Source organism: Streptomyces venezuelae, from assembly GCF_008642355.1.
Lineage (GTDB): Bacteria > Actinomycetota > Actinomycetes > Streptomycetales > Streptomycetaceae > Streptomyces > Streptomyces venezuelae_B.
In genome coordinates this window covers 6,058,991-6,070,388 of record NZ_CP029193.1, presented here as the reverse complement: position 1 = coordinate 6,070,388, position 11,398 = coordinate 6,058,991, and the positions used below count along the sequence as shown (strand labels likewise).

The 11,398-nt window shown below is 73.5% G+C and carries 7 protein-coding genes; 1 reads left to right on the top strand and 6 read right to left on the bottom strand.

What is annotated here, in order from left to right; genetic code table 11:
• Positions 1 to 16: 16 nt before the first annotated feature.
• Positions 17 to 1,027 (top strand): ABC transporter ATP-binding protein, encoded by a 1,011-nt coding sequence (locus DEJ47_RS28150; RefSeq protein WP_150172857.1) that lies wholly within the window; start codon positions 17 to 19, stop codon positions 1,025 to 1,027.
• A gap of 415 nt (positions 1,028 to 1,442) precedes the next feature.
• On the opposite strand, the gene DEJ47_RS28145 is transcribed toward DEJ47_RS28150, so the two are convergent.
• The 6 genes from DEJ47_RS28145 to infB form a co-directional block, all read right to left on the bottom strand.
• Positions 1,443 to 2,396 (bottom strand): bifunctional riboflavin kinase/FAD synthetase, encoded by a 954-nt coding sequence (locus DEJ47_RS28145; protein WP_150172855.1) that lies wholly within the window; start codon positions 2,394 to 2,396, stop codon positions 1,443 to 1,445.
• Positions 2,397 to 2,576: 180 nt separating this feature from the next.
• The gene (locus tag DEJ47_RS28140; RefSeq protein WP_150172853.1) at positions 2,577 to 6,107 is read right to left on the bottom strand and encodes a trypsin-like peptidase domain-containing protein; all 3,531 of its coding nucleotides are present in this window, start codon (positions 6,105 to 6,107) and stop codon (positions 2,577 to 2,579) included.
• Positions 6,108 to 6,335: 228 nt separating this feature from the next.
• Complete coding sequence (truB, locus tag DEJ47_RS28135; protein ID WP_150172851.1) at positions 6,336 to 7,241, bottom strand: tRNA pseudouridine(55) synthase TruB; 906 nt, start codon at positions 7,239 to 7,241, stop codon at positions 6,336 to 6,338.
• Positions 7,238 to 7,699, bottom strand: coding sequence for a 30S ribosome-binding factor RbfA (gene rbfA / locus DEJ47_RS28130; protein WP_150172849.1), 462 nt, complete (start codon positions 7,697 to 7,699; stop codon positions 7,238 to 7,240). Before rbfA ends, truB begins: the two co-directional genes overlap by 4 nt.
• 50 nt (positions 7,700 to 7,749) lie before the next feature.
• Complete coding sequence (locus DEJ47_RS28125) at positions 7,750 to 8,043, bottom strand: DUF503 domain-containing protein (RefSeq protein WP_150172847.1); 294 nt, start codon at positions 8,041 to 8,043, stop codon at positions 7,750 to 7,752.
• 157 nt (positions 8,044 to 8,200) lie between these two features.
• Entirely contained in the window at positions 8,201 to 11,314 is a 3,114-nt protein-coding gene (infB, locus tag DEJ47_RS28120) for a translation initiation factor IF-2 (RefSeq protein ID WP_150172845.1), read from the bottom strand.
• Between the last annotated feature and the right edge of the window lie 84 nt (positions 11,315 to 11,398).

Here is an 11,398-nt window from a genome sequence, read left to right as displayed (position 1 = left end):
TGAAGAGGACGCGCGCATGACCACGCAGGAACCAGACACGACGGCCGAGGCGCCCGGCGGCCCGCTGCTGACCGCCGCCGCCCTGCACATCGCGTTCCCCGGCCGCCGCGGCGGGCCCACCGCGCGCGCCGTGGACGGCGTCGACCTCGACATCAAGGCCGGCGAGATCGTCGCCCTGGTGGGCGAGTCGGGCTGCGGCAAGACGACACTGGCCCGCTCGCTGCTGGGCCTGGTGCCCCCGACGTCGGGAAAGGTCACGTTCGGCGGCGAGCCTCTGAACTACTCCGGCCGCGCCCTGAAGGCATACCGCAAACGCGTCCAGCTGGTCCTCCAGGACCCGAGCGGGTCGCTCAATCCGCGGCACACGGTGTACGACGCCGTCGCGGAGGGGTTGCGCATCCACGGCTACCGGGGCGACGAGCGGGCTGCGGTCGCCGGAGCCCTCTCCCGGGCCGGTCTGCGCCCCCCGGAACGCTTCTTCCTGCGCTACCCGCACGAACTCTCCGGCGGCCAGCGCCAGCGCGTCGTCATCGCGGGCGCGCTGGTCCTCGAACCCGAACTCATCGTCGCCGACGAGCCGGTGGCGTCGCTGGACGCGTCCGTACGAGGCGAGATCCTGGCGCTGCTGCTGCGACTCCGCGACGAACTGGGCCTGTCGGCGCTGGTGGTGACGCACGACCTCGGCCTGGCTTGGAACATCGCGGACCGGGTGGCGGTGATGTACCTGGGCCGGATCGTGGAGACGGGTACGGTGGAGGAGGTCCTGACCTCGCCGCAACACCCGTACACACAAGCCCTGTTGTCGGTCCTGCCGGAGGCCCCCGGCGCCCCGGTGGTCCTCACGGGCGAGCCCCCGGACCCGTCCCGCATCCCCGACGGCTGCCGCTTCCACGCCCGCTGCCAGGTACTCGCTTCGGGCGAGGCGGAGCGCGCGGGGGTCGCAGGCCGCTGCCGGGGGGAGGACTTGCCGGTGCTCTCGGGGGACGGCCGGACCCAGGTCGCCTGCCACTGGGCAGCGGCGCACTGACTCCCGCCGCGCCCGGCCCGTGGGCGGGCTGAGCGCGGCGGTGCCTGTTCGCGCAGTTCCCCGCGCCCCTGCAACCCCCTCGCCGCGACGCCCCGGCCCGGTGACCGAGCGCGCGTGCATCGTGGTTGCTCGCGCAGTTCCCCGCGCCCCTGAAAAAGCACCCTGCGGGTGCTTCCCGGGGGCGGCGGCCCTGCGACGACGGTCATGGCCCGACGAACAGGGGGAGGCCCCACGACATGGGAGCACCCAACGGGCGCTTTCAGGGGCGCGAGGAATCGTGCGACCGGACCCCACTGGCCCGCAGCCGCGCGAAGACCCGACACCGCCCCCCAGCGGGTGGGCTCAAGGGGCGCGGGGAACTGCGCGAGCAACCCCCGCCCAGCCGCAGGCAGAACCGTTCACGCCGCCCGAGGCACTACGCCCGGGTCGCCGCCGCCACAAGCTCCCCGCACCGCTTCACGTCATCCGCCATGGCGACCAGCAGCGAGTCGATCGTGTCGAACTTCGCCTGGCCGCGGACGAAGGCCAGGAAGTCCACGGCCACGTGCAACCCGTACAGGTCGAGGCCGACGCGGTCGATCGCGTACGCCTCGACCGTCCGCTCCGTGCCGTCGAACTGCGGGTTCGTCCCGACGGAGATCGCCGCCGGCATCGCCTCGCCCTGGGCGTGGAGCCAGCCGGCGTAGACGCCGTCCGCGGGGACGGCGGTGTGCGGCAGGGTCTCCACGTTCGCCGTGGGGAAACCCAGCTCGCGTCCGCGCTGGGCTCCGCGGACCACGACGCCCTCGACGCGGTGCGGGCGGCCCAGGATCTCCGCGGCGCCCGTGACGTCGCCCTCGGCGATGAGGCGCCGGGTCAGGGTCGAGGAGAACGGCTCGCCGCCGCCCGCCTCGCCGCTCACGTAGAGGTCGATGACGTCCACTTCGTAGTCGTACGTTCCGCCGAGCTCCGCCAGGAAGTCGACGTTGCCCGCCGCCTTGTGTCCGAAGCGGAAGTTGGGGCCCTCGACGACCACGCGCGCGTGGAGCTTGTCGACGAGGACCTTGACCACGAAGTCGGCGGGCGACAGCTTCGAGAACTCGGTGGTGAAGGGGAGGATCAGCAGCGCGTCCACGCCGAGCTCCGCCATCAGCTCGGCGCGCCGGTGATGCGGGGCGAGCAGCGGCGGGTGGCTGCCGGGGCGGACGACCTCGCTGGGGTGCGGATCGAAGGTGACGACGACGGCGGGCACGCCGAGCTCACGGGCCCGCTCCACCGCGCGGCCGATGATGAGCTGGTGCCCGCGGTGCACGCCGTCGTAGGAACCAATGGTGACGACGCTGCGCCCCCAGTCCTGGGGGATGTCCTCCAAGCCACGCCAGCGCTGCACTTCTTTGCTCCTCGCCGAACCCGTATACGTCACGTACATCTGTACGTTCCCATTGCCGATTGCGCAGGACTAAGAGTGCCATGCCGACACCTCGCGGCTCGCACCGGAGTGAGTGGCAGGGGTCACTCCTGTGTGTCATTTCCCTCCGCTGTTCCCGTGCGTCGTGCCCGTGCGTCCTTCCTATGCGGGGACGCTGACGCCGCCCGCGAGGTTCTCGAGCACACGCAGTGCGCTCGGGCCGATGAGTGCGGCCCAGTCCTGCGGGGCCTCGGTCAGCCAGCCGACGAGCAGCGCGGCGAAGTCCGGACGGCCGCCGCGGGCCAGTTCGACGAGGCACCGGTCGCACCGGGACGCACCTTCCGGCGTGCGGACGAGCAGCAGCGCGGTGCGGTGGACGAGCGCGCGGGTGCGGTCCTCGCCGCTCTCCGCAGCGCCGAGCACCACCGCCCGCAGGACGCTCTCCAGGACGGCGGCGTCCCGCTCCTGGCTGAGCAGGACGTCGAGCAGTTCGCCCCGCAGGGCGCGTGACGCGTCGGTGCCGGGCGCGGCGAGCACGGGCGCGAGGGCCGCGCGGAGCTGTACGTGTCTGCTGTGCAGGAGCCCCGCGACCAGGGGGAAGAGGACGGGGCGCGCGTCGGGGCCGTGTTCGAGGCGGCGGTCGATGTACGCGACGGCGGGCGCGGCCGCTTCGGGGCGGGCTTCCAGGAGGTCGTGGACGAGGGTGGCGACGCGGCGGGCGAGCGCTGGCGTGGTCACGTCGGCGAGACAGCACAGGATGGCGTCGGCGGCCGGGTCCGGGGCGTGCAGACGGGTGCGGAAGGCGTCGAGGACGGGGTCGGGGTGGGTCGTCAGGGCGGCGGCGAGGGCGCTCGCGGGCAGCTGCGGGTCCCCGGCGGTGAAGCGTCGCACGGCGTGCGGCAGGTGCGTGGCGCGGGTCTGCGGGTCGCGTACGAGGAGGGCCAGGGCGGCGCCGTGGAGGGCCTCGTCGGCGGGGCGGCCGAGGAGAGCCAGGGCGGCGCACCGGAGGAGGGCGTGCTCGGCGGGGGTGGTGGCGTGCGGGGCGGCGCGCAGCCCGTAGGCGGCGGCCGCTACGCGCCGGGCGGGGCGTTCGTCGCGGGCCCAGCGGTCGACGGCCCGGCACAGGGCGGCGGGCTCCTCCTCGGCGAGCGCGGCGAGCAGTTCGTCGGCGCGGGCGTGCGCGCAGTCGACGAGGGCTTCGGTGAGGTCGTCGATGGCGCGGTGCCGGTGCGTGTGGAGCAGCGCCTGCGCGGCGGAGGCGACGGTGGCGTCGGGCGCGGCGTCCAGCGGCCTCTCGTCGGCGAACCATCGCGCGAGGAGCGGCTGTACGTTCGCGGGGTCGGCGCGGAGCAGTGCGGCGACGGCGTCCAGTCGGCGGTCCGGGGTCCCCGGTGGGCCGTCGTGCACGACGAGCCCGCGCAGCAGCGAGAACCGGTCGGCCTCGGCGAGCGGCAGCCGCAGCCAGAACGCCGTCCTGAACTCCCCGCGCGCGGCGAGGGGTTCGAGCACCGCGAGGTACGGCGTCGCATCCGGCACCCGCAGCAGCACCTCACCGAGAAGCCGCGAGGCCCACCACGCGCCGTCCCCGGACCTGCCCGCCGCTCCCCCGCGCCCGAACTCCACCAGCGCATCGGTGAGCTCCCCCAGTCGAGAGGCCAGCTCCGCGGCCCCCCGCTGCCGCCCGAGCAGCAACAGAGCCTGCACCACGGGCCCGATCCGGTGCCGCGGCACGGGCAGGGGGCGGGTGGGGGGAAGGGGCGGTGCCGGGGCGCTGCCCGGCGTTCGACGGCGCTGTTCCGGGACGGCCGGGCCGTCCCCTCCCGCCCCCCGGTCCCGATCCAGATCCCGATACCGGTGCACCAGTGCTCCCAAAGCCCCGTCCACGTCCAGATGCGTGCCCTGGAGCCAGTCCGCCAGTTCCTCGTGGGCGAAGCGGTAACCCGTGCCCGCCGGTACGAGGAGCCCCTCCGTGAGCACCGCCGAAGCCCAGCCCGTACAGCCGTGGAGGCGTGTCGCCCACGGGAAGGTTTCCTCGAAGGAGGCCCGGTCCAGTTCCCCGTGGCCGGGGCCGAGGCAGCGCCGTGCCGCCTCGTGGACCTGGCCGGACACCCTCGCCGCGAGGCGGCGCACCGCGCCCCCGCGCAGCCCGTTGGCCGCCGCGAGCCGCACCGCGACCCGCAGGCAGAGCAGGTGCAGGTAGGCGCTGAAGATGTCCTCGCGGCTCGGGGTGCCCGGAGGAGGGGCGTCCGGTGTCGCGCCCCGCACTTCGGAGAGGAGGCGCAGGGCCAGTGGGTGCCGGGCGTCGGCGGGGGTCAGCGCGTCGTCCGGGATGCCGTGGAGCGCGCGGGCCCGGCTCGCCTGGGGTTCCGGCAGATCCCCGAGGCGTACGCAGCCGGGGAGCTCCGCGCCGTCCGTCGCCGCGTGCAGCGACGCCGCGTCGAAGTGGGTTCCGGCCTGCTCCCAGTACTCCGCGCGGCTCGCGATGACGAGCCGGGCGCCCGTGTCCCGCAGCCAGCGTGCCGTGCCCGAGCTCCACTGCGCGAGGTGGTGGGAGAGGACGGCCGGCATTTCCTCGGGGCCGTCGAGCAGGAGGAGGAGCGGTCGTCCCGCGTCCCGTACGAGCCGGGCCAGCCGGTCGGCCCCCACGTCGCCGAGGACCCGCTCGTCCGGCGCCGACGCGGCGAGGATGCGGCCCGCGCGGTCGAGTGCCCGCTCCACCGCGTCGGCCACGGACGTGTCCGTGCCCCGCAGGTCCGCGCCGCGCAGCCACAGTGTGGGGGCGGGCTCGGCGCCCCTGGCGCGTCGTGCGGCGAGCGCGGCAAGCTCCGTCGTGCGTCCCGTGCCGGGGTCGCCGACGAGGCCGAGTACGCGGGCCGGGCCGGTCATGAAGGCCGTGAACTCGCGTGCCGTGTCGGGGCGTTCGACCGGTTCGTGGGGTGGGGCGGGCGGGCCGTCGGAGCCCGCCGAGACTGCGGTGAGGTGCAGTGCGCCCGCGAGGTTGAGGTCCTCGCCGTACGCGGGAACGGTCGCGGCGTTGCGGGCGACGAGTTCGGCGAGCGGCCCGCCCGGGTCGGCGGCGGCCGCCTCCAGGAGGGCGACGGCGAAGCCCGCGGGACGGTGGGCTTCCTGGTCGGAGGGCTCGATGCCGCGGCGGGGCCGCAGGGCCGTTCCGAGGACGGCGAGCACCGCGCCCGTCGCCGCGTCCACGACGGGCCCGCCCGCGGCGCCCCCGCCGAGCCGCAGCGCGTCGGCGCCGTCCGTGCCGATCGCGAGTTCCAGGGCGGCGCCCACGAGGTGGTAGCGGTCCGTCGCCGTGTAGGTGACGGCCGAGGTGCCGAGGACGCGTGCCTCGCGCCAGCCGCCCGCGACGATGCGCACGTACGTGCCGATCGCCACGGATGCCCGCGCGGCGACCGGCAGGGGCCGCAGTGCGAGTCCTTCGGTGCGGATGAGGGCGAGGTCGGTGCCGGGCAGCTCGGCCACGGCTTCGGCGGGCACCACACAGGTGCGGTCGTCCGCCGCGTACAGGACGATGCGGGCGAGCCCGTCGACCGCCTCGTGGCTGGTGATGACCGTGCCGTGCTCGTCGGCGGCGAACCCCGTGCCGCGCGGTCGCCCCGCGAGATCGCAGACCCGCACCAGAGACGCCTCCGGCGCCGGAACCGGGAAGCCGTCCCGGCCGCGTCCCGCCATGCTCGAACCTCCCCACCGTGCCCCGTTCCCTCGACCGTAGGTCGGGGGTGATCAGCGGGACAGGTGACGGCGCGAACGCGCCCCCTTCCGACCCCCCGGTTCACTCCGAGCGCCTGCCCGATGGGGTGAATGCGGGCGTGTCGGTGGATAGACCTTAAGAGGGGGGAAGCGTGGAGCGGCGGACCGAGGTCCGCCGCTCCACTACGTTCCACCACCCGGAGCAGGCCGTCAGGCGAAGACGGCGAGGCTCTTGGCCTTGCCCCGCGACTCCTCCGCGAGGACCAGGAAGCGGCCCTCCGGGTCGAAGACGGCGACGGCACCCACACCCGCGTACTCCTCGGGCATGTCGATCCGGACGCCGTTGAGCAGCAGCCGTCCGCGCTTCTCGTCCACGTCCCAGCGCGGGAAGGCGCGGCCGGCGGCCTCGGCCACGGGCATCACGGTCAGCTCTTCCTGGAGCTGGTCGAGGGTCTTCGCCGCGTCCAGCTTGTAGGGGCCGACACGGGTGCGGCGCAGCGCGGTCAGGTGACCGCCGACGCCGAGGTCGGCGCCGAGGTCGCGGGCGATGGCCCTGATGTACGTGCCCGACGAGCAGACGACCGAGACGACCAGGTCGAGCACGGGCGTGCCGTCCTCGGCGACCGCGTCGCGGACGTCGTACACCGTGAAGGCGGAGATCGTGACCGGTCTGGCCGGGATCTCGAAGTCCTCGCCCTTCCGGGCACGGGCGTACGACCGCTTGCCGTCGATCTTGATGGCGCTGACCTTCGACGGCACCTGCATGATCTCGCCGGACAGCTTGGCGATACCGGCGTCTATGGCCTGGCGGGTGACCTTCGAGGCGTCCGTCGACGAGGTGATCTCGCCCTCGGCGTCGTCGGTGAGGGTGTTCTGGCCCAGGCGGATGGTGCCCAGGTACTCCTTCTCGGTCAGCGCGAGGTGGCCGAGGAGCTTGGTGGCGCGCTCGACGCCGAGCACGAGGACGCCGGTCGCCATGGGGTCGAGGGTGCCCGCGTGCCCGACGCGGCGGGTCTTGGCGATCCCGCGCATCTTGGCCACCACGTCGTGCGAAGTGAAGCCGGACGGCTTGTCGACGATGACAAGGCCGTCCGGCGTGGTGCCGCTGTTGCTCATGCTCGGGCGTCGCCGTCCGTCTCTTCGTCGGAGTCGTCCTCGGGCTTGCGGTACGGGTCCGCGCCGCCCGCGAACTCGGCGCCGGCCGAGACCTCGCGCACCTTGGCGTCGGACATCCGTGCCTTGTCGAGGAGGTCCTCGATGGCCCTGGCGTTGTCCGGCAGGGCGTCCGCGACGAAGGACAGGGTCGGCGTGAACTTCACGCCCGCGGCCTGTCCGACCGCCGAACGGAGGACGCCCTTGGCGCTCTCCAGGCCCGCGGCGGCCGCCGCCCGCTCCTCGTCGTCGCCGTAGACCGTGTAGAAGACCGTGGCCTCCCGCAGGTCGCCGGTCACCCGGGTGTCCGTGATCGTCACGTGCGTGCCGAGCCGCGGGTCCTTGATCCCGCGCTGCAGCTTCTGAGCAACCACCTCTCGGATGAGGTCCGCCAGCCTTTTCGCCCGCGCGTTGTCGGCCACTGCTCCGTCTCCCTTATCCCCGGGCATTCCCTGGGCTTGTCTTGCTGTGTTCAATCATCGTCGCCGTGCAGCCGCCGCCGTACCGACAGCAGCTCCACTTCCGGCCGGGCGGCGACGAGGCGCTCGCACCGGTCCAGTACGTCGTGGAGGTGGCCCGCGTCGCCCGACACCACCGCGAGGCCGATCTCGGCTCTGCGGTGCAGGTTCTGACCGCCCACCTCCGCCGCGCTCACCGCGTACTTCCGCTGGAGCTCGGCGACGATCGGACGGACGACGGAGCGTTTCTCCTTCAGCGAATGTACGTCGCCGAGGAGCAGATCGAAGGACAGAGTCCCCACATACATGTGTGTCCGGATGTCCCGCCGGTACGGGTTCGAGGCCCCGCCAACCACTTGGCAGGGACACAAGAACCGTACACGGAACGGCCGGGGCCGATCGACGGGATTTTTCCCCGTCGACCGGCCCCGACACTGAACCGAGCGGATCAGATCAGTGAACTGATCAGCCGCGCGGCTTCTCGCGCATCTCGTACGTCGCGATGACGTCGTCGATCTTGATGTCGTTGAAGTTGCCGAGGTTGATACCGCCCTCGAACCCTTCGCGGATCTCGGTGACGTCGTCCTTGAAGCGGCGCAGACCCTCGATGTTGAGGCTCTCCGCGATGACCTTGCCGTCGCGGAGCAGGCGGGCCTTGGTGTTGCGCTTGACCTCGCCGGAGCGGATGAGCACACCCGCGATGTTGCCGAGCTTGGACGAGCGGAAGACCTCGCGGATCTCCGCGGTGCCGAGCTCGACCTCCTCGTACTCCGGCTTGAGCATGCCCTTGAGGGCCGCCTCGATCTCCTCGATGGCCTGGTAGATCACCGAGTAGTAGCGGACGTCGACACCCTCGCGCTCCGCCATCTGCGCGGCACGGCCGGCCGCACGGACGTTGAAGCCGATGACGATGGCGTCGGAGCCCATCGCCAGGTCGATGTCGGACTCGGTGACCGCACCCACACCGCGGTGCAGGACGCGGATGTCGACCTCTTCGCCGACGTCGAGCTGGAGCAGCGAGGACTCGAGAGCCTCCACCGAACCGGACGCGTCGCCCTTGATGATGATGTTGAGGTCCTGGACCAGACCGGCCTTGAGCACCTGGTCGAGGTCCTCGAGGGACACCCGGCGGGTGCGCTTGGCGAACGCGGCGTTGCGCTCGCGGGCCGCGCGCTTCTCGGCGATCTGACGCGCCGTACGGTCCTCGTCGACAACCAGGAAGTTGTCGCCGGCACCCGGCACGTTGGTGAGACCGAGAACGAGGACGGGAGTCGACGGGGTCGCCTCCTCGACGTTCTCGCCCTTGTCGTCGAGCATCGCGCGGACTCGGCCGTACGCGTCACCGGCGACCATCGTGTCGCCGACGCGGAGGGTACCGCGCTGGACGAGGACGGTCGCGACGGCGCCGCGGCCCTTGTCGAGGTGGGCCTCGATCGCGATGCCCTGCGCGTCCTGCTCCGGGTTGGCCCGCAGGTCGAGCGAGGCGTCCGCGGTCAGGACCACGGCCTCGAGCAGCTGCTCGATGTTCTGGCCCTGGCGCGCGGAGATGTCGACGAACATCGTGTCGCCGCCGTACTCCTCGGCCACCAGACCGAACTCGGTGAGCTGACCGCGCACCTTGGTCGGGTCGGCACCCTCGACGTCGATCTTGTTGACCGCGACCACGATCGGCACGTCGGCCGCCTTGGCGTGGTTCAGCGCCTCGATCGTCTGCGGCATCACACCGTCGTTCGCCGCGACCACGAGGATCGCGATGTCGGTGGACTTCGCACCACGGGCACGCATGGCGGTGAACGCCTCGTGACCGGGGGTGTCGATGAAGGTGATGGCGCGCTCTTCACCGTTGACCTCGGTGGCGACCTGGTACGCACCGATGTGCTGCGTAATACCGCCGGCCTCGCCCGCGACGACGTTCGTCTTGCGGATCGCGTCCAGAAGTCGGGTCTTGCCGTGGTCGACGTGACCCATGACGGTCACGACCGGCGGACGGGAGACGAGCATGTCCTCGCCGCCCTCGTCCTCGCCGAACTCGATGGAGAACGACTCGAGGAGCTCGCGGTCCTCCTCCTCCGGGCTGACGATCTCCAGCACGAAGTTCATCTCTTCGGCGAGGAGCTTCAGCGTCTCGTCGGAGACGGACTGCGTGGCGGTGACCATCTCGCCAAGGTTCATCATCACGCCGACCAGCGAGGCCGGGTTCGCGTTGATCTTCTCGGCGAAGTCGGTCAGCGAGGCACCGCGCGACAGGCGGACGGTCTGTCCGTTGCCGCGAGGCAGCATGACGCCGCCCACCGACGGGGCCTGCATGGCCTCGTACTCCTGGCGCCTCTGCCGCTTCGACTTGCGGCCACGACGGGCGGGCCCGCCGGGACGGCCGAACGCACCCTGCGTGCCACCACGGGCACCGGGACCACCGGGACGGCCACCGAAGCCGGGACGACCGCCGAAGCCGCCGCCACCGCCGGGACGACCGGCACCGCCGCCACCCGGACCGCCGGGACGGCCGGCGAAGCCGCCGCCACCGCCACCGGGACGACCCGCGAAGCCGCCGCCACCGGGACGACCGCCACCGCCGCCACCCGGGCGACCGCCGCCGCCGGGACCACGGCCGCCGCCGGGGCCACCGCCGGGACGCGGACCCGCGGCGGGACGCTGCGGCATCATGCCCGGGTTCGGACGGTTACCGGCGGGACCGCCGCCGGGACGCGGAGCGCCGCCCTGCGGGCGAGGCATGCCGCCCGGGGTCGGACGTGCGCCGCCCTGACCCTGCGGACGGGGAGCGCCGCCGGGGCCGCCCTGGCCCTGCGGGCGCGGGGCGCCACCGGGACCGCCGGGGCCACCCTGGCCGCCGGGGCGCGGGGCGCCGCCCGGACGGGGCGCCTGCGGGCGCGCCATGCCGGTGGAGCCACCAGAGGTGAAGGGGTTGTTGCCCGGACGCGGACCCGAGGGACGGGCGCCGCCGGGACGCGGGGCGCCACCCTGGCCGCCGGGGCGCGGAGCACCCTGACGGTCGCCGCGGTCACCACGGCCCTGACCCTGGCCCTGGCCCTGTCCGGGGGCCGGACGGCCACCGGGCTTCGGGGCGCCGGGACGGGCAGCCGGACGGGGTGCCTGCGGGGCCGCGGGGGCCGCGGGCGCGGCCGGCGGAGCGGTGAACTCCGGGGCGGACGGGGCCGGCGAGGCCGGTGCCGGCTTGGGGGCCGGCGGCTTCGGGCCGGGCGTCGGGCGCGGGCCCGGCGTCGCGGGGGACGCGGGCTTCTCGGCCGCGGCGGGCTTGGGCGCCGGCGGCTTCGGTGCGGCCGGACCCGGACGGGCGGCCTGCGCGGGAGAGGGGGTTGCGGGAGCCGCGGGGCTCGCCGGCTTGGGGGCGGCCTGCTTGCGCGGCGCCGCGGGCTTGGCGGCGGACTTGCCGTTGCCGCCGCCCTGGTTCAATGCGTCAGTCAGTTTGCGTACCACCGGCGCCTCGATCGTCGAGGACGCCGAACGTACGAATTCACCGAGTTCTTGGAGCTTGGCCATGACGACCTTGCTCTCTACGCCGAACTCCTTGGCGAGCTCGTATACCCGGACCTTAGCCACTTCGCTCCTTTTAGGTCCGGGTTACGCCGGACCGTCGCTACTTCATGGGCGTACTCATCGCGTGCTCATCGAGTGCTCATCGCA

Bases quoted from the DNA above. Each gene is read 5' to 3' on its own strand.
- DEJ47_RS28125 (WP_150172847.1), bottom strand. From the start codon at position 8,043: ATGTATGTGGGGACTCTGTCCTTCGATCTGCTCCTCGGCGACGTACAT.
- truB (WP_150172851.1), bottom strand. From the start codon at position 7,241: ATGAGCAACAGCGGCACCACGCCGGACGGCCTTGTCATCGTCGACAAG.
- DEJ47_RS28140 (WP_150172853.1), bottom strand. From the start codon at position 6,107: ATGGCGGGACGCGGCCGGGACGGCTTCCCGGTTCCGGCGCCGGAGGCG.
- DEJ47_RS28150 (WP_150172857.1), top strand. From the start codon at position 17: ATGACCACGCAGGAACCAGACACGACGGCCGAGGCGCCCGGCGGCCCG.